Origin of the sequence: Microbacterium maritypicum MF109, from assembly GCF_000455825.1 — a bacterium.
In the GTDB taxonomy this organism is placed as follows: Bacteria; Actinomycetota; Actinomycetes; order Actinomycetales; family Microbacteriaceae; genus Microbacterium; species Microbacterium maritypicum_A.
In genome coordinates, this window is sequence record NZ_ATAO01000002.1 from 68,255 (window position 1) to 85,732 (window position 17,478).

A 17,478-nucleotide genomic window follows, 5' to 3' on the forward strand; every position below is an offset into this window, starting at 1 on the left:
CACAACGCCTAGGTTGGGGAGATGGATGCCGCTCCCCTCCCGCCCGCAGACCTGCGCGGACGCACAGTGCTGGTCACCGGCGCGAACGCCGGCATCGGATACTGGTGCGCCGAACAGCTCGCCGCCCGGGGCGCACGCGTGCTGTTGGGCTGCCGCTCCCCCGAACGTGCGCAGACCGCGGTCGCCGCGATCCGAAGCCGGGTTCCGGCTGCCGACCTGCGCGTGCGGGGGCTCGACCTCGGCTCCCTCGACAGCATCGCCCTGGCCGCAACGGGGGTGGGCGAGCGACTCGATGCGGTCATCTGCAACGCGGGGGTGAAGGCGGCCGACCGCTCGGCGCGCACGAGCGACGGCCTCGACCTCATGGTGGGCACGAACTTCCTCGGTCATTTCGCACTCGTGGCCCAGCTCGAGCCCCTCCTCGCCCCGGATGCCCGCGTGGTCGCCGTCGGATCGATCGCGCACCGATTCGCACACCTCGATGCCGCCGCCCTCGATGCCGCCAGCCTCGACGCACCGTGGAGCGGCTCCTCGCTTCGACAGTACGGAAGGTCGAAGGCATCGTTGATGGCCTTCGCCTTCGAGCTCGCGCGACGCTGGTCGGGTTCCTCTCGCGCGGCGGTCTGCGCACACCCGGGCTATGCGGTCGATCCCCTCACTCCCCCACGACTGGGCCTCGCCGAGGTCTCCGGCTTCGTCCGTGCCGTGGCCTCCCCGACCCGAGCACTCGTGCAGGGCAAGGACGGCGGGGCCCTCCCGATCGTGCATGCCGCGACCGCCTCGGAGGTCGTCGACGGCGACTACTGGGGTCCGGGCGGACTGCTCGAGTTCCGCGGAACGCCGACACGGGTGACCGCATCGGACGACGTGCGCTCCGCCGCGGTCGGGGCGCAGCTGTGGACCGCGGCAGAGCGCCTCACCGGGGTGCGTTTCCCGACATGATCCGGGCCGCTATGTCCGACCCCCGCGGCAGGATGAGCCCATGATCACACTGCTCTCTGCCCCGTCGAACCTCGGCCTGCGCCCGCCGGAGCGCGGGAGCGTGCCGGGCGCGGCGAAGGCGCCGGAAGCGCTACGCGATGCCGGCCTCTTCGCGCGCTTCGTCGAACGCGGTGCCTCCGACTCCGGCGTCGTCCTCGCCGGCCGCTACGTCGATGACGACGACACCCGGCCGGCCGGCCGCGTGCGCAACGAGAGCGCGATGATCGACCACTCCCAGCGCCTCGCCACGCGCATCGGCGCGGCCATCGACCGCGGCGAGGCTCCCCTTGTGATCGGCGGCGACTGCGCGATCCTCCTCGGAGCGGGTCTCGCGACCGCACGCCGCGGCGGTGTCGGCCTCGTGCACATCGACGGCCATACCGACTTCCGCCACCCGGGCAACAGCGACGAATGCGCGAGCGTGGCCGGGGAGGCCCTCGCCGCCGCGGTCGGCGCACACTGGCCGTCGATCGCCGACATCGACGGGCTCGCGCCCTACTTCCCGTCCGCGCACACCGCGCACATCGGTCACCGCGCCGACGATGAGGATCAGGACGAGGTACGTGGCATCCTCGGCAGCGTCACGCCCGCCGCCGATGTCACCTCTCTCGGAGCCGCTCGCGTGGGTGCAGAGAGCGCCGCCGTCGCCGGTCCCGCGTACTGGCTCCAACTCGACGTCGACGTGCTCGACCCGACCATCATGCCCGCGGTCGACAGCCCCGATGCCGGCGGAATCAGCGCGGCGGAACTCACCGCACTGCTGCGGGAACTCGCGCCTCGCGCGATCGGCGCCTCCATTACGGTCTTCGATCCCGACCTCGACCCGGATGGGCGCTACGCACGCTTGCTCGTCGAGGTGCTCACAGCGGGCCTCGGCGAACTGGGCACTCGGGTGCGGCGCCCCTGACGTCGGCGCCTCTGACATCGGCGCCTCTGACGGCCGGGCTCCTGACGGCCGGACTCCTGACGGCCGGGCTCGTGACGCCCGGACTCGTCAGAGCCACCGCCTGGACTCACGCCTCCGGCTCGACGACGGGTTCGGTCATGACCCGCACGCGGGCGATGCGTCGGCGGTCCACCTCTGCGACCTGGATCGTGGCTCCGGGCACCTCCACGACGTCACCGACGACCGCGAGACGCCCGAGCTGCTCGGTCACGAAACCCGCGATGGTGTCGGATGAACCGCGCGGCATCGCCAGCCCCGTCGCCTCCTCGAAGTCCTGCAGGTTGAGGCGTCCGTCGATGCCGTCGTCCGCAGAGATGAACACCTCGGCGTCGTACTCATCGAAGATCTCGCCGACGACTTCCTCCACGAGGTCTTCCAGGGTGACCAGACCGTCCGTGCCGCCGTACTCGTCGACGACCACCGCGATGTGGTGGCCCTCCGCCCGCATGCGGGTCAGAGTCGGCAGCACGCGCGCAGTCGAGGGGATGTAGGGAATGTCGCGCATCAGCGCGCTCAGCGGACGCTCCGGGTCGTCGGATGCGGCCTCGAACAGATCACGCACGTGCACGAATCCGGTGATGTCGTCGATCGAGGTCTCCGAGACCGGGTAACGCGAGAAGGGAAGGTCGCGCACCTGCGCCATCACCTCGCCGACGCTCGCGGCCTCATCGAGGGCGACGACCTCGGGGCGCGGTCGCATGACCTCGCTGACCTGGCGCCCACGGAGGGAGAGCACATCATCGAGGATGCGCCGTTCGTCATCGGGCAGCCCCTGATGGCTCGCCACGATGTCGCGCACCTCCTCGTCGGTCATCTCGTCGCTCGTCTTGTGCGGATCTCCCCCGAGCACTCGGACGAGGGCGTTCGTCGAGACCGAGAGCAGCCAGATCACCGGCCGCATGACCGTCGCGAACCCGTTGAGGGCAGGCGCGACCGCGTAGGCGAACTGGGCATTTCTCTGGATCGCCAGACGCTTGGGCACGAGTTCGCCGAGCACCAGCGACAGGTAGGCGATCACCAGCGTGAGCACGAGGGTCGCGACGGTGAGGGCGAGAGCGGGGGCGAGACCCCATGACTCGAGCACCGGCGCCAGCGACGGCGCGATCGATGTCGCTCCGTATGCCGCCGAGGCGAACCCGGCCACGGTCACACCGATCTGCACCGCCGAGAGGAACGTGTTGGGGTTGCGGGCGAGGGCGGCGACCTTCGCACCGCGCCGCCCTCGTTGGCCGATCGCATTGATCTGGCTTTCGCGCAGCGTGACCAGCGCCATCTCCGTCGCAGCGAAGACACCGCCGATCAGCACGAACGCGAAGACGAGGGCGATGTTCCAGAGCAGGTCGCCCATCAACGGGCCGCCTCGTCTGTGGTGGGGTGAGCGCCCGGGACGAACCGGGCGCTCGTACTGTCAGAATCCGAAGAGTCAGAACAGCGCTGCGCGCTCAAGAGTGCTCCTTCTTGGTGGTGGTGTCGGCGGATGAGATGTCGTGGGAGGTGTCGCCCGGTGCACGGCGCGTCTTGATGAGGCTCGCCACCGTGGCGACCGCGATGGTCGCGCCGATGAACAGCAGCGAGAACCAGATCGGGATCTCCGGCGCCCACTCGACGCCCTGGCCGCCGTTGATGAACGGCAGCTCGTTGACGTGCAGAGCGTGCAGGACCAGCTTGACGCCGATGAATCCGAGGATGACGGCGAGTCCCTGCGCCAGGTAGACGAGGCGCTCGAGCAGACCGCCGATGAGGAAGTACAGCTGTCGCAGTCCCATGAGCGCGAAGGCGTTCGCCGTGAAGACGATGTAGGCCTGGTCGGTCAGGCCGTAGATGGCGGGGATCGAGTCGACCGCGAACACCAGGTCGATGAAGCCGATCGCGATGATGGTGAGGAGCATCGGCGTGACGAAGCGCTTGCCGTTCTTCACGACCGTGAGCCGGTCGCCGTTGTACTCGTCGCTGACGGGCAGGTGCCGACGGACGAACGTCATGAAGCGCCCGTTCGCGGGGTTGCTCTCGTGGTTGCTGAACGCCTGACGGTAGGCGAGCACCAACAGCAGAGCGCCGAACAGGTAGAAGATCCACGAGAAGTTCTCGATGAGCGTCGCGCCGACGGCGATGAAGATGCCGCGCAGGATCAACGCGATCACGATGCCGATCATCAGCACCTTCTGCTGGTACTTCTTCGGCACGGCGAAACCCGTCATCACGATGAGGAAGACGAACAGGTTGTCGATCGACAGGGCCTTCTCGGTGAGGTATCCGGCGAAGTACTCGCCGCCGAACGTCCACCCGGAGAAGACGCCGATACCCACACCGAACAGCAGCGCGAGGCTGATGTAGAAGATCGACCAGCGCGCCGATTCCGCGATCGTCGGCTCGTGCGGTGTGCGCACGTGAGCGAAGAACTCGTAGACGAAGAAGGCGATCGTGACCGCGATCGTGATGATCCAGATCAGAGGGGTGATATCCAAATGCGGACTCCAGACTCGGGGTACGACAGTACCGCCAAAGTCTTCTCCATTCCATGGAACATGGAACCGGTGGCCCGGGATGCGACGTGCATCCGTAATGACGACCCCACCGTGTCGGAGTACTCCCCTTGGGTGTCTTCAGATTAGGAGAAGACCCTTTGCTCTTCCTGTGGATCTGCCGATAACGTCACGCCCCGAGAGAGAACGGCATATCGGGTTTCGACGCGTGAATCAGTAACATTTCACGTATTACCCGTCTATCCCTTTTCGGTCGCGTCCGATGCTGCGGAGCGTCACCCGACCAGACAGGAGCCGCGATGCCGCACGCCAGCGATGATGCCGCCGAGAAGCCGGGCGCCCGAGACCGGGCCCCTGATCTCGAGAACGACCGCGAGAGGCTCGGCGACGTGTCGACGTCGGTCCAGGACTTCGCACACGAGCAGACCGGGTATCACACCTCTCTCAAGGCGCGGCATCTGCAGATGATCGCCATCGGCGGAGCGATCGGCACCGGCCTCTTCATGGGAGCGGGGGGACGACTGCACACGGCCGGCCCCCTGCTCGCTGTCTCCTACCTGATCTGCGGTGTCTTCGCGTTCTTCATCCTCCGAGCGCTCGGCGAGCTGGTGCTCCACCGGCCGTCATCCGGATCGTTCATCTCCTACGCTCGCGAGTTCTACGGCGAGAAGCTGGCCTTCGCCGCAGGGTGGCTCTACCTGCTGAATTGGGGCATGGTCGCGATCGTCGACTCGACGGCCGTCGCACTGTACGTGCATTACTGGTCGGCGTTCGACGTCGTGCCCCAGTGGCTGCTCGCCCTGGTCGCGCTGGTGGTGGTGGTCGGACTCAACCTCGTCTCGGTCCGCCTGTTCGGCGAGATGGAGTTCTGGTTCTCGATCATCAAGGTCGCCGCTCTCGTCGCCTTCCTCCTCATCGGCATCGTGGTCCTCGCCGCGGGCTGGGAGACAGATCAGGGACCGACGGGATTGCAGATGCTCAGCGAGAACGGAGGCTTCAGTCCCGAAGGCGTGCTTCCCGCGGTCATCGTCATGCAGGGCGTCGTGTTCGCCTACGCCTCGATCGAACTGATCGGTACAGCTGCCGGCGAGACCGAGAATCCGGCCAAGCTCGTACCTCGAGCCGTCAACTCCGTGATCCTGCGGATCGGCGTCTTCTACGTGGGGTCGGTGCTCCTGCTCGCACTCCTGCTCCCGTATACGGTCTACCGAGCCGGGGAGAGTCCTTTCGTGACCTTCTTCACCCACATCAGCGGCCCGGAGATCGGGGCGATCGCCGGGAGCGCCATGAACTTCGTCGTGATCACCGCCGCGATCTCCGGGCTCAACGCAGGCCTGTACTCGACCGGCCGCGTCTTCCATTCCCTCGCCGCCTCCGGTGCGGCCCCGAAGGTCGCCGGGCTGATGAGCAGGCGTGGTGTCCCGGTCGCCGGAATCCTCTTCACCGCAGGGTTCGCCCTGATCGGGGTCCTGCTCAATCTCGCGGTTCCCGACGACGCCTTCGAGATCGTGCTGAACATGTCGGCGCTGGGCATCATCGCCGCGTGGGCGACGATCATCCTGTGCCAACTGCGCCTCCGCTCCTGGGCGTTGCAGGGACGCATCGTGCGGCCGTCGTTCCGACTGTTCGGGGCGCCGTTCACGTCCTACCTCACCCTCGCCTTCCTGGCGTCGGTGATCGTCCTCATGGCGTTCGACTACCCCACCGGAACCTGGACCGTTGGCACGCTGATCGTCATCGTCCCCGCACTGATCGGCGGCTGGTTCCTCGCCCGGCGAAGGATCAGCGAGGTTCAGGCGCTGCGACGGGGTGCGAACTTCACGCCTGAACCGACGGAGACGTCCGACTCGGCCTGAGCGAGCTGCAGTCCGTTAGAAACTGGATGAGTCCGCTGGTCCTGGATGAGCCCGCTAGTCCTGGATATCGGAGCGGATGAGCTCCTGTTCCTGGGCGCGATCGATGATGGCGGGGAGCACCTCGTCGAAGAAGGTGACGAGGACCGCGCGGGTCTTCACCGCATCACGCTCGAGGATCGCCTCCCGAAGGGAGACGACGAAAGCACCGACGACCTCCCAGTCGAATGCATCCCGCGAGTGCTGGCTGAACCTCCGGATCTGAGGCCCGAGACGTTCGATGATCACGGCTCGCGACGCGTTGCCCTCGATGCGCGCGAATCCGGTGGCGGCCGCACGGAGCGCGATACCGAACCCCGCCACATCGCGTGCCTTCACCGCCGCGGACATCTCGTCGGCGAGCTCGGTGAGATAGACGATGTCGTCGTCCTGGATCAGGGGCATCACGTGGCGCACCGAGCCGATCCAGATGTCTCCGAAGAGATCGACGGCGTTGCGGACCTGATCGAGATCGATCGGGGCGACGCGGGTGTAGCGGTTGCGCTGCATCTCGACGAGACCGTGGTCGGCGAGGCGGTCCAGGGCATGCCGGATCGGGGTCTTCGACGTGCCGAGGCGCTCTGCGAGCTCATAGTCTCGCAGACGTTCACCCGGGCGCAGCTCGCCACTGATGATCGCATCCTGCAACCGGTTGTACGCCTCGTCGCTCATCGACCTGCGCTCGAGGGGTCCGCCTGAGAGTGCCACCGCTTTTGTCCTCCACTCGAGCACGGAATCGCTGTAGAGCCTGAAGTTCTACCTACACTGCAATGTATCGCATCCGACGTAACGGGCGAGAGAATACCGGGTCGTGGAGGTGACCGTGCGCGCGTTCACGGCATGGGGAGAACGGCATCAGGTGACGCTGTACCTGGCGTCGATCGCGGTCGGCGCCGTCGTCGGCCTCCTCTCCCCCTCGACGGCACCGGTGTGGGAGTCGGCGGTCACCCCGCTCCTCGGCGTTCTGCTGTTCGCGACGTTCCTGGGCGTGCCGTTCGCGCACATCGGACGGGCATTCGTCGACTGGCGCTTCCTCGGCACGCTTCTGCTCCTGAACTTCGTGGTGGTGCCGGCGCTGGCTTTCGGCGTGAGCAGAGTGGTGGCGGCCGATGAGGCGATCCTGCTGGGGGTGCTTCTCGTGCTGCTCACCCCGTGCGTCGACTACGTGATCGTGTTCACGGGCCTGGCGGGCGGCGACCGCTCCCGGCTTCTGGCCGCGACACCGCTGCTCATGCTGCTGCAGATGCTGCTGCTCCCCGTCTACCTCTCCCTCTTCCTCGGCACCGATGCGATGAGCGTCGTCGACCCGCGCCCGTTCATCGACGCGTTCCTGCTGCTGATCGCACTGCCGCTCGCACTCGCCGCACTGACCCAAGTGCTGACCAGGAGGTTCACCTCGGCCCGCGTGATCGAACGCGGTTCCGCCACGGCGATGGTGCCGCTGATGATGCTCACCCTCGCGGCCGTCGTCGCTTCGCAGGTGTTCGCCGTTGGCGGCGCGTGGGGGCGCCTGTTCCTCACGGTGCCGGTCTTCGCGATCTTCGCCGTGATCGCCGCGCCCCTCGGCGCAGTCCTCGCGCGGGTCGCCGGCCTGGACACGCCGGGCCGCCGCGCGGTCGTCTTCAGCGGTGTCACGCGCAACTCTCTCGTCGTGCTCCCGCTCGCTCTGGCCCTGCCCGACGCGTTCACGCTCACGCCGCTCGTCGTCGTCACCCAGACGATGGTGGAGCTGATCGTCATGGTGGCGATGGTCGCTGTGATCCCACGCCTGATCAGGCAGCGTTGAGCGCCGCGACGATCATCGCCCCGGCGGACCGTCGAGCATTGTCGGGACGTACTCCAACAGCTGCGTACGCTGATCGGGCTTCCGATCATGAGTCGCCGGGCGCCGTCCCGACCCTGAACGCGCACCCAGCTTGGGCGCGTACCGTCAGCACCAGCGAGCACAACTGAAGATCCGAACGCGACGCTCTGAAGGGCCGTTCGCGAAAGAACAACACCTCCGCCGCCCGCTCTGGGCGACGCCGGAGACGAGGTCATCATGGACGTCATCCGTCCGACCGTCCACACCCGTCCGCGCGACAACGCGTCCCGAAGATCGAGCGCCTTCACCGAGTTGGCGCAGCAGGTACGCGAGCGCGGGCTCCTGCACCGGCGCTACGGCTACTACTGGACGAAGCTCATCGCCGCCCCGATCGCTGTGGGCGTGTGCCTGCTCGCGTTCCTCTGGATCGGCGACACCTGGTGGCAGCTGTTCACCGCCGCCGTCCTGGCGATCGTGTTCACCCAGATCGCGTTCCTCGGGCACGATGCGGCGCACCGGCAGATCTTCGTGTCCGGCCGGTGGAACGACTGGATCAGCATCATCCTCGGCGACCTGCTCGTCGGCATGAGCTACGGATGGTGGCAGCACAAGCACACCCGCCACCACGCCAACCCGAACAAGCTGGGCTCCGGTCCCGACATTGAGCTCCCCGTGATCGCCGTCTCCGCCGAGGCTGCGACGAGGCACCAGGGACCGGTCATCACGTGGCTGCGCGGACATCAGGGCGTGCTGTTCTTCCCGATCCTGCTCCTCGAAGGACTCTCGCTGCACGCTTCGAGCGTGCGGCGGATGTTCGCGCGGGGCCGGCTCGAACGCCGGTGGGCCGAGATCACGTTCCTCAGCGTCCGCATGATCGGATACCTGGTACTGGTGTTCATCGTGCTGTCCCCCGGAATCGCCTTCGTCTTCCTGGCGGTGCAACTGGGACTGTTCGGGTTCTACATGGGGATCGCCTTCGCCCCCAACCACAAGGGGATGCCGGTCGTACCTCGGGACATGACCCTGGACTTCCTGCGGCGGCAGGTGCTGATGAGTCGGAACGTGCGCGGCGGCCGCTTCCTCGACGTCGCCATGGGTGGACTGAACTACCAGGTCGAGCATCATCTGTTCCCCTCGATGCCCCGCCCGCATCTGCGTCGCGCCGCCCCGATCATCGCCGCGTACTGCCGGGAGCACGACGTGCAATACACCCAGGTCGGCCTGTTCGCCTCATACGCGATCGTGGTTCGCTACATCAACCGGGTCGGTCTCGGCGAGCGCGACGTGTTCCGTTGCCCGCTCGCGGATCAGCGGCTCGCGATCGGGGTGCCGCTGCGGTCGTGAACCGCCGCCTCTAGCCGCGGACGGTCGCGATCATCCGGTCCAGATCGGCGTCGAGATCGGCGTCGACGACCTGTCGGGCCGGCGTGGCATCGTGATACTCGATGATCTCCTGCGCACCGATCCAGAACGGCACACGGGAGCAGAACTCGGGGACGATACGTCGGATCTTGGCGGTGTCGAACACCATCGGGTGAGCCCTGTCGCCGTGCAGGTCTGCGGCGAACGACGGCCGGATTGCGGCGATCGTGTCGGAGGACACGTGCACCAGCTCGGGACGGACCCCTGCCGCCTCGCCCAGCCAGGTGTAGATCTGATCCCACGTCGGCGCGTGGTCCCCCATGATGTGGAAGACGTCGCCGAGCACGTCACGGCGCCCGAAGAGGCCGACGAAACCCAGCGCGAAATCGTTCGTGTGCGTGATCGTCCACGGTGAGGTACCGTCGCCGTGGACGACGACCGGCCGACCCTCGCGCATCCGAGCGACGTCGTTCCACCCGGCCAGCGTGGGCATGCTGGTGCAGTCGTAGGTGTGCGAAGGGCGGACGATCGTGACCGGGAATCCCTGATCGCGGTACGCGCTCGTCAGGGCATCCTCGCAGGCGATCTTGTCTCGCGCATACCCGGAGAACGGATTGCGGAGCGGGGTCGACTCGGTGATCGGGAAGCGCAACGGCGGCTTCTGGTACGCCGACGCGGAGCTGATGAACACGTACTGCCCGGTCCGGCCGGCGAAACGCGCGATGTCGGCCTGCACGTGGGCGGGGGTGAAGGCGGTGAACTGGGCAACGACGTCGAACTCACGGTCCCCGAGCGCTGCCCGCACCGCGTCCGCGTCACGGATGTCGCCCTGCAGGAGCTCGGCCTCTTCCGGCAGCGCCCTCTCCTCGGAGCGACCGCGATTGAGAACGGTGACTCGATGTCCGAGCTCGACCGCCCGTCGCACCGAAGCCGCGCTGATCACACCGCTGCCGCCGATGAAGAGGATGTCCTGTGTGCCCATGTCCCGATCCTGTCACGCCGGCGTCGCCGGGTCGGCGTCGTTTCGACGAGGTCGGGACGTCGTGAGTGATCGGGATGGACGCGCATGGGTTCCGTGAGACTCCTTCATCGCCACGATCACCCAGGCGTAGGACGGAGTCATGACTCTCACCGACATCCTTCCCACGCTTCGACAGAGCATTCCCACTCCCCTCGACGGATGGAGGTGGCCGGTGCACACGCACCCGACGACCACCGATGTCGTGGCGGGAGGCATCTCGCTCCTGCGGCTGTTCGAGATCAGCGGATCACCCGCGGTCCTCACGGGCGACCTGCCGCTGCCGACCGCGGGAACCGACGTGACCGTGCTGCTGTTCCGGATCACGCTGCGCGTCGACACCCAGGAGGACAAGCGCATCGCGCTCACGGACTGCTCGTTCGACGGTGTGGATGCCGCGTGGGAGGAGTGCCGCCTCATCGGCCGGGCTTCTTCGGCGCGGACGACGAAGATCGAGCTGATCCCCGGCGAGGTGGGCGGCGTGGCCTGGCCGCACCCCATCGCGCCTCTTCCTGCCGACCTCCGGGAAGGCGATCTCGTCGTCGTCCCCTGCGTCGGTGCTGTCACGCTCCGAGACGTGCGTCCGCGCGTCACCGCCGCGCTCTCTGTGGAGGCGTCACGATGACCGTCCTGCACACGGTGCTGCACTCGACCGCATTCGTATGGAACGACCCGCGACGCGATGCACGGCAGCTGTGGCCGAAAGACACCGTGATCGGTGCGCACGACATCGTCGTCGCCGGGCGAGCGCTGTCCGATCTCGCGCGCGAACGACGCACCCCCTGCATACTGATCGCGCCCGTCGCGCCCTCTGCGGCGCACCCCGAAGCGGACCCGCACGTGACGTTGGTGGTGGCACGGATCACCGCCCGCGAAGAGCCTCCGGGGTGGCATCGCGAGGCGTCGGCGACCGTCGACTGCGATCTCCGCGCGATCGTCCCGCTGGTCACCCACGTCGAGCGGCTGCGCACGCCCCGGGCTCGAGACCTGGTGCAGACCGTCCTCCGCACCGACGAAGACGACACGCGGCTGCACGCCCGGCTGCCGAAGGCGCTCTCCCCCGGCGACCTGATCGTGTTCGCGTGCACCGGTGCCCTCGCACTGAGCCAGGTCGCACCGCGCACGCGCACCGCCGCGGCCGCGGTCGTCGACGCCGTCGCGGAAGATGTCGAAGAGACAGGAGGCGTGTGCCGCAAGTATCGGGGTGAGCCGTTCGCCGACTAGCGCGTCGGCGCGCTGCTGCGCCCGTGCGCACGACCGCTCAGCTCGGCGTCGAGCGTCTCCTGCGCGACGCGCATCTGGTCGGCATACTCGGTCTGCTGCAGCCGCTGCCACATCACTTCTTCATCGACGTCTTCCACGCGGCTCACGACCCACCAGATGTTGCCGAACGGATCCTTGATGCGCCGACCGCGCTGGCCGAAGGCGTTGTCGCTGAGGGCGGTCACCACGCTCGCCCCTGCAGCCTCGGCTCTGGTGAAGGCCTCTGCGGCGTCGGGCACCCACACCCGAAGCAGGCTCGGCATCACGGGCCACTCCGGCCGACGATCGAAGGCGAGGACGACGGTGTCGCCGATGCGTATCTCACCGTGTCCGATCAGACCGTCTTCCGTGGCGACCCGCGCCAGTTCCTCCCCGTCGAAGACCTGGGAGATGAAGTCGAGCAGCGCGCCCGTGTCGTCGGTGACGACCCAGGGGGCGACGCTCGTGTAGCCGTTCGGGGCTGCGCTCGTGGCTGCGGTCATGGCTCTTCCCTCTTCCCGGTATGCGGAGTGAGACACACAGTAGAAGGGGCCTCGGACAGTCGCCGAGAAGCCGGGGATTCACCGGGCGGAACCGGTCGCGATGACAGCGGCCTGCGCGTAGGCAGCCGTCCACACCCGGTCGAACCGATCACGACCGATTACTCCCTGACGGCAGGCGAGAGCGGCGTCGCCGAGCGCGTGGGCCAGGGTCTCCAGACGGAGCTGCTGGGCGCGCTCGGCCGCGGTGTCTTCGCTGAGCCCGGACCGACATGCCGATACCGTGACCACGCGCCGACGGATGCTGCGCGAGCGCCGCGACAGGATGATGCCGATCGGAAGCAGAGCAGCGACGAGCAGCATCGCAGCGAGCAACGGAGGAAAACCCGCGGCGCACAGCACCACCCACGCGACGACGCCACCGCCGAGCGACAGCGGAGTGAACCAGCGGTGCGCCTCGGCAATGCGCCGCTCCGCGTCCGTGGAGTCGGGCGGATAGACCGCGAGCACGCACGCGACGGTGCCGTAGTGGCTCACGGTCCTCGACAGATGGCCCCAGCATGGAGGGCACGAAGCGCTCGGCAGTGTCTGCGCGGGGACGTGATGGGGAGGACGGGACACGGACATGCCTCCCACGTTGCTCCGGACGCGTGCCTCTGAGCGCCTGACAGACGGAACCCATACGGCGGCCGGCGTTTTCCATGCGGAATGGCGACGCCTCCGTGGTCGGCATATCGTCCTCATATCGAGAACGGCATACGGCGACGCAACGGCGCGCGCCCTGGACTGGAGGTATGACAGAGACTTCTGCCCGAGCTGCCCTTCCCCGCTATCGCCGTACGGCGAAGCCGCCCCACGGCGACGGCCTCCTCCCGGAGCAGGCAGGGGCCGGGAGGGCCGAGCACGAGGCACCCGAGACGACCGCGATGGCATCGCCTGGCCGCATAGCCTCGCTCGACGTGATCCGCGGCGTCGCCATCATCGGCACTCTCGCCAGCAACGTCTGGCTGTTCCAGGCGTTCTTCGGCGAACGGGTGGTCGACATCTGGTGGCAGGACCTCGTCTCCGCACTTTCGGAAGGGAAGTTCCTGGGCCTGTTGACCATCATGTTCGGCATCGGACTCGAGATCCAGCGCCAGGCAGCGCTCCGGCGCGGCAGCCGGTGGCCCGGCACCTATCTCGTTCGTGCCGGTCTGCTCTTCATCGACGGAATGCTCAACTACATCTTCGTGGTGCAGTTCGACGTACTCCGCGCCTACGCCGTCCTCGGCTTCGTCGTGGCATTCGTCCTGCTGCTCCCGGAGAAACGCCAGTGGGTGTTCATCGGCGTGGCGCTCGTGACGCACGTCACGCTCATCCTTCTCCCCCTCTTCACCGGCAGCGTCATGATGTTCCCAGGCCTCGTGATCCCCGGGGAGTCCCCGACGGTCGGCGGCAGGCCGACATATTGGGAAGAGGTGCAGATGAACACCCTGACCGTGTTCTCCGACCTGACGGTCGGCACCGACACCGGCTCGATCCTCACCCTCGGTCTCGTCGTCTTCACCCTCGGCGCCATGCTCTACCGCCACGGACTGTTCGAGGCCCGCGGCGCGCGACTGCGCAGATGGGTCATGATCGTCGGCTTCGGTGCGGGCATTCCCGGCGAGGTCGTGTTCTTCCTCATGCAAGAGACGTTCGGACTCAACAGGTTCCTCTCCGCGCCGCTGGTCGCGTTCGGCATCCTCGCCCTCATGGCCTCCTTCTATCGAGGACACCGCATCGGATTCGTCGGACGCGGACTCTCCCTTGTCGGCCAGATGGCCCTGAGCTGCTACGTGCTCCAGAACATCCTCGGTCGGGTGGCGCAGTCGATCATCGGTCACTCGCCGCTTGCGGAGACGCTCGACCCGCTGGTCGGAACCCTGGCGATGTTCTTCGTGATCGCCGCTCTGGTGATCCTGTTCGCGAACCCCTGGATGCGCCAATTCCGCAAGGGACCGCTCGAGTACGTCTGGGACGTCAGCTTCCGATTCCTCACCCGGAGCCGCGTGAAGGCGCCGACCGTCTGTCCGATCTCGCGGAAGTTAGCGGTAGGTGAGACGCGCACCCCCGTAATCCCGCGCATCTCATGACCAGGATTGGTCGCACTTTGTCTCACGAAGCCTGTCGGTAACGGATTGATGCGCTGCGATCAGACCTGGCGCAACATCCTCAGTTTCAACCATGAGCGCGAAGCGCGACGACTCGATTCACCCATCCTCGAAGTGGTCGCCAAACGACTTGACCGGCGTGGAGTCAATGTCTCCGGTCAGCATCCAATCGCGCAGTCGTTGGTGTATCTCCGCGACTACGGCGTAATAGGCGACCTCGTACGCCTGAAGTGGCGCGGCAGCCTGCTCATGTTCCCATTCGCTGTCGTAGTCCCGCGGGTCTGGTGGAACATGCTCATCCGACCATGACTGCGCGGCCTGGTACGCCTCACGTTGAGTCTTGGATGTTTCAGCCAGCCAACGAAGCAGAGGCTCCTGCTCAACACCCGTCGCGGCGAAGACGCGCGCGAGCGACTGGAAGGCCGTGAAGTCGCGGAAGTTGTGACGCGTCGCTTCGAGATAGTCGAAGGCCGCGCCGCCCACAGCCGCGCGAGCCTCGTGCGCTTTGCGATGGTCGCTCTCCTCCTTCTCCTGCTTCTGCCGTTTCCGCTCGCGGTTGGCGAGATACCAAGTGAGGCCAACGGCGACGAGAGCAACGATTGTTGACGAAATCGCCGTGAACGTCGGCAGCCCGACCTCGATCCACCAGCCCGGAGGATCGTTGACGATGAGGACCGGGATCGGCGTTGGGTCTACGGCAGGCAACATCTCGCGAGCCTAACGAGAAAACGTGCACGCAGATTCCGACCCACCAGTTCCGGTTGGGTCGCCTCAACCAGATCGAGATCGATCCAACCGGCTACTTGCGTGAGCACGGTTCAATGACCGTGGCGAGATACTGCTTGGGCTGGTCAGGATGCCCTGCCGACTTGCCGCAAGCGCAGGGCGGCGCGAGCGATCACGCACCGCCTGCCGCGTCGCGCTTGTCTGCGGCATCGATGCATCGATGATTAGGTCATTCGTCGGTGCCAGCCGCTACGTGGCCGCGCCAGTAGTCGGCGGCCGTCTGACCGTTTGCGAGAGCCTGCTGAAGGCCGTTGGTCTGGGCGAGCACGGCATGAAAGTCTCCCTGTGAGGTGAAGGCCTCGAGCGCGGTGCCGAGTGCGGTGTTGCCGAGGAACTCGGCGAACTCTCGAACAGAGTCAACGACCGCAAACTGCGTTGGGTTTCCATGCACGAGCGAATTGCGTACACGCGTGCGTCGTTGCCCCAAGTTCTCTCCCTCTTCCTGGAACTCGGCGATGATTTCCTCATAGGTCTGGAGGTCGCGGAGACTCCGCAGCATACGGGTGATCCAGCCCCGCTCATGCTCGACCCGGCACAGGTCGAGAAGTTCCTGTTCGTGGTCGGCGGCGAAGAGCATCCAGGGACGCCGGCTCGTGCTTGCGTAGAACTCGCCAAGTAGCTCGCTGGTGCGTCTACTATTCGGCCCACCACCGAGCAGGCAGCGCAGCACGGCGTTCTGGACGGCGGTGGCCCAGCGAGCATAGGCCCACCTCTCGACGAGCAGGTCGAAGAGAACGCCAGGCTTCATCGCCGCATAGGCCGCGACGTGTTGCACAACACGATCCGCCAGTGGAACCACCGCGCGGCGATCCGCCTCTGAAGGCTTACGCAGGGCAAAGGCGCGGCTGAACGGGAGGTCGGCGGCGGTCTGAGCCTCGATCGCTGCTGAGAGGAACCGTGGCAGGTCGTCCGTCGCGAGCGCGTCGGCGATCTTGGCCGCGTGACGCTCCAGTCCTTCGACGGTGAGCTGCGCTCCATGGCGGTCATCCGGGAAACCGGGTTCGGCCCGTGAAACCATGAAGCTTTGCGTTGTGGGCTCTCCAGACTGCACGACCACGTACTGGGCCAGGTGTGGACGGATGCCGTTGGAATCGTGAACCGCAACAGCGAAGATCGTGTCGATTACTTCGACGGCTCGCTCGAACGCGTTCGCGGCCGTGGTGAGTCCGAGGTCGACGCGGACGAGGAAGTCGACGTCATAGTCTTCGCCTATCCGCTCTTGCCATTTGAAGATGCCGCCGTGCTTCGTGATCTTCGCCAGTTCTGCCTTGTGGGGGAAGTCAGGGCGCCCGGGCGCGGAGTTCGGGATATGCCAGGGTGCGTTGTAGAACTGAACATTGCCCGCGCCGATCTCGGGAACAAATCCACCCTTGAAGCCAAGCCAGACCGCAACTGACTCGATAGTCTCGGGAGCGACGACGAGGTCGCGAGCCTTCGATACGCGAGATCCGACCGCAAGCTCTCGCTCCTCGAACGGGAGATCTTCCGGCTCCCGCCCGTACGCGAGCATGTCGACGGCGTGACGCAGGACGCGCTCCGCTGACTGACCTCGCCGGCCGAGCATATCGAAGAGCAGGTCGGCGACGAGCTGATAGTCAAGAGTCTCTAGAGCACGGTCCTTCGCGATGGCGACCAAATCATCCCAACACGCGCCGACTGCCCTGTCCGTCGCGAGGGCTGCGAGAAGGCTGTCGGCGGCACCTTCCACGTCGGCCCAGCGCTGGTCCGTGCGCAGTCCTGGACCCTGCGACAGCACGGCCTTTCCACTCGCCGCGAGCACTCCAAAGCAGGTCTGCAACGCAGCGACCTCTCGTGCAACTGCGGTGCGCAGCGACGGACCGAGCGAGGCTACCGACTGCGCCAGGTCCGCTTTCAGCGAGTTCTGGTTGTCCTTCCGAACCCAGGCTTCTTCACCACTCGCGAGTTGCACCCAATCTCGGATCTCCTGCGTCGCGACGGTCAGCGGGAGTGCGAACGGAACGTAGCCCTGACGGCTGAGTGACGAAACAAGCGATTTGAGCCAGTCCGGTTCCCCCTCGGGCCAGTCGTCCCTCACGTGATAGTCGATCATCATCCGGCGATCCTCCTTCTCGGGCGTAGCTGAACCTCAGTGTGACGTCCCCTTGGGGTCGTGTCGTTCTCGGCAGGTTGTTCGCGTCGTGCACGTGGGGAAGCCATCGTGCGATGGCCAGTGAGTACCGATCAAAGTCACTCACAAGAAGGACACAAAGCACGATGGGCTCTAGACCAGTCTGCCCTCCTCGAGCTCCTCGGGAAACTGAAACTCACCGATGTCACCGACGGATCCGGGTCGCGACCGACACGCTCTATC

The 17,478-nt window shown here is 66.6% G+C and carries 16 protein-coding genes; 8 read left to right on the top strand and 8 right to left on the bottom strand.

Annotation, left to right across the window (positions count from 1 at the left end; genetic code table 11):
- The first annotated feature begins 21 nt into the window (after positions 1 to 21).
- Positions 22 to 942, top strand: coding sequence for an SDR family NAD(P)-dependent oxidoreductase (locus L687_RS22880; RefSeq protein WP_021198114.1), 921 nt, complete (start codon positions 22 to 24; stop codon positions 940 to 942).
- A 40-nt stretch (positions 943 to 982) separates the two neighbouring features.
- Positions 983 to 1,888: an arginase family protein gene (locus L687_RS22885; protein ID WP_021198115.1), complete on the top strand. Its 906-nt coding sequence runs from the start codon at positions 983 to 985 to the stop codon at positions 1,886 to 1,888.
- Positions 1,889 to 1,994: 106 nt separating this feature from the next.
- On the opposite strand, the gene L687_RS22890 is transcribed toward L687_RS22885, so the two are convergent.
- Both L687_RS22890 and L687_RS22895 read right to left on the bottom strand, forming a co-directional pair.
- On the bottom strand, positions 1,995 to 3,275 hold the full coding sequence (locus L687_RS22890) for a hemolysin family protein (RefSeq protein ID WP_021198116.1): 1,281 nt from the start codon (positions 3,273 to 3,275) through the stop codon (positions 1,995 to 1,997).
- Between the two features lie 94 nt (positions 3,276 to 3,369).
- Positions 3,370 to 4,392: a TerC family protein gene (locus L687_RS22895; protein WP_021198117.1), complete on the bottom strand. Its 1,023-nt coding sequence runs from the start codon at positions 4,390 to 4,392 to the stop codon at positions 3,370 to 3,372.
- Positions 4,393 to 4,709: 317 nt separating this feature from the next.
- On the opposite strand from L687_RS22895, the gene L687_RS22900 reads away from it, so the two are divergent.
- Entirely contained in the window at positions 4,710 to 6,266 is a 1,557-nt protein-coding gene (locus L687_RS22900) for an amino acid permease (protein ID WP_021198118.1), read from the top strand.
- Between the two features lie 54 nt (positions 6,267 to 6,320).
- On the opposite strand, the gene L687_RS22905 is transcribed toward L687_RS22900, so the two are convergent.
- Complete coding sequence (locus L687_RS22905; protein WP_029266035.1) at positions 6,321 to 7,010, bottom strand: GntR family transcriptional regulator; 690 nt, start codon at positions 7,008 to 7,010, stop codon at positions 6,321 to 6,323.
- 103 nt (positions 7,011 to 7,113) lie between these two features.
- On the opposite strand from L687_RS22905, the gene L687_RS22910 reads away from it, so the two are divergent.
- Both L687_RS22910 and L687_RS22915 read left to right on the top strand, forming a co-directional pair.
- Complete coding sequence (locus tag L687_RS22910) at positions 7,114 to 8,088, top strand: arsenic resistance protein (RefSeq protein ID WP_021198120.1); 975 nt, start codon at positions 7,114 to 7,116, stop codon at positions 8,086 to 8,088.
- A 255-nt stretch (positions 8,089 to 8,343) separates the two neighbouring features.
- The gene (locus tag L687_RS22915) at positions 8,344 to 9,450 is read left to right on the top strand and encodes a fatty acid desaturase family protein (RefSeq protein WP_021198121.1); all 1,107 of its coding nucleotides are present in this window, start codon (positions 8,344 to 8,346) and stop codon (positions 9,448 to 9,450) included.
- A 10-nt stretch (positions 9,451 to 9,460) separates the two neighbouring features.
- On the opposite strand, the gene L687_RS22920 is transcribed toward L687_RS22915, so the two are convergent.
- Positions 9,461 to 10,450, bottom strand: coding sequence for an SDR family oxidoreductase (locus L687_RS22920; RefSeq protein WP_021198122.1), 990 nt, complete (start codon positions 10,448 to 10,450; stop codon positions 9,461 to 9,463).
- 139 nt (positions 10,451 to 10,589) lie between these two features.
- Here L687_RS22920 and L687_RS22925 point away from each other — a divergent pair, with 139 nt between their 5' ends.
- Positions 10,590 to 11,111 carry a hypothetical protein gene (locus L687_RS22925; RefSeq protein WP_021198123.1) on the top strand — a complete coding sequence of 174 codons (522 nt, stop codon included), beginning with the start codon at positions 10,590 to 10,592 and terminating at the stop codon, positions 11,109 to 11,111.
- Positions 11,108 to 11,710 carry a hypothetical protein gene (locus tag L687_RS22930; RefSeq protein WP_021198124.1) on the top strand — a complete coding sequence of 201 codons (603 nt, stop codon included), beginning with the start codon at positions 11,108 to 11,110 and terminating at the stop codon, positions 11,708 to 11,710. Before L687_RS22925 ends, L687_RS22930 begins: the two co-directional genes overlap by 4 nt.
- On the opposite strand, the gene L687_RS22935 is transcribed toward L687_RS22930, so the two are convergent.
- Together L687_RS22935 and L687_RS22940 are read right to left on the bottom strand one after the other, a co-directional pair.
- Positions 11,707 to 12,231, bottom strand: a complete 525-nt coding sequence (locus L687_RS22935; protein ID WP_021198125.1) for a VOC family protein — start codon at positions 12,229 to 12,231, stop codon at positions 11,707 to 11,709. The two genes, L687_RS22930 and L687_RS22935, sit on opposite strands and share 4 nt — an antisense overlap.
- Before the next feature lie 78 nt (positions 12,232 to 12,309).
- Entirely contained in the window at positions 12,310 to 12,972 is a 663-nt protein-coding gene (locus L687_RS22940; protein ID WP_323131850.1) for a DUF6611 family protein, read from the bottom strand.
- A gap of 50 nt (positions 12,973 to 13,022) precedes the next feature.
- On the opposite strand from L687_RS22940, the gene L687_RS22945 reads away from it, so the two are divergent.
- Complete coding sequence (locus L687_RS22945; RefSeq protein WP_167540679.1) at positions 13,023 to 14,342, top strand: DUF418 domain-containing protein; 1,320 nt, start codon at positions 13,023 to 13,025, stop codon at positions 14,340 to 14,342.
- Between the two features lie 117 nt (positions 14,343 to 14,459).
- Here L687_RS22945 and L687_RS22950 read toward each other — a convergent pair whose 3' ends face one another.
- Positions 14,460 to 15,068, bottom strand: coding sequence for a hypothetical protein (locus tag L687_RS22950; RefSeq protein ID WP_021198128.1), 609 nt, complete (start codon positions 15,066 to 15,068; stop codon positions 14,460 to 14,462).
- Between the two features lie 247 nt (positions 15,069 to 15,315).
- Positions 15,316 to 17,220 carry a hypothetical protein gene (locus L687_RS22955; RefSeq protein WP_021198129.1) on the bottom strand — a complete coding sequence of 635 codons (1,905 nt, stop codon included), beginning with the start codon at positions 17,218 to 17,220 and terminating at the stop codon, positions 15,316 to 15,318.
- Between the last annotated feature and the right edge of the window lie 258 nt (positions 17,221 to 17,478).

Coding starts and splice junctions, on each gene's coding strand:
- L687_RS22940 (WP_323131850.1), bottom strand. CDS start 12,972: ATGAGGACGATATGCCGACCACGGAGGCGTCGCCATTCCGCATGGAAA.
- L687_RS22950 (WP_021198128.1), bottom strand. CDS start 15,068: ATGTTGCCTGCCGTAGACCCAACGCCGATCCCGGTCCTCATCGTCAAC.
- L687_RS22880 (WP_021198114.1), top strand. CDS start 22: ATGGATGCCGCTCCCCTCCCGCCCGCAGACCTGCGCGGACGCACAGTG.
- L687_RS22955 (WP_021198129.1), bottom strand. CDS start 17,220: ATGATGATCGACTATCACGTGAGGGACGACTGGCCCGAGGGGGAACCG.
- L687_RS22890 (WP_021198116.1), bottom strand. CDS start 3,275: ATGGGCGACCTGCTCTGGAACATCGCCCTCGTCTTCGCGTTCGTGCTG.
- L687_RS22930 (WP_021198124.1), top strand. CDS start 11,108: ATGACCGTCCTGCACACGGTGCTGCACTCGACCGCATTCGTATGGAAC.
- L687_RS22900 (WP_021198118.1), top strand. CDS start 4,710: ATGCCGCACGCCAGCGATGATGCCGCCGAGAAGCCGGGCGCCCGAGAC.
- L687_RS22935 (WP_021198125.1), bottom strand. CDS start 12,231: ATGACCGCAGCCACGAGCGCAGCCCCGAACGGCTACACGAGCGTCGCC.
- L687_RS22925 (WP_021198123.1), top strand. CDS start 10,590: ATGACTCTCACCGACATCCTTCCCACGCTTCGACAGAGCATTCCCACT.
- L687_RS22885 (WP_021198115.1), top strand. CDS start 983: ATGATCACACTGCTCTCTGCCCCGTCGAACCTCGGCCTGCGCCCGCCG.
- L687_RS22945 (WP_167540679.1), top strand. CDS start 13,023: ATGACAGAGACTTCTGCCCGAGCTGCCCTTCCCCGCTATCGCCGTACG.
- L687_RS22915 (WP_021198121.1), top strand. CDS start 8,344: ATGGACGTCATCCGTCCGACCGTCCACACCCGTCCGCGCGACAACGCG.
- L687_RS22920 (WP_021198122.1), bottom strand. CDS start 10,450: ATGGGCACACAGGACATCCTCTTCATCGGCGGCAGCGGTGTGATCAGC.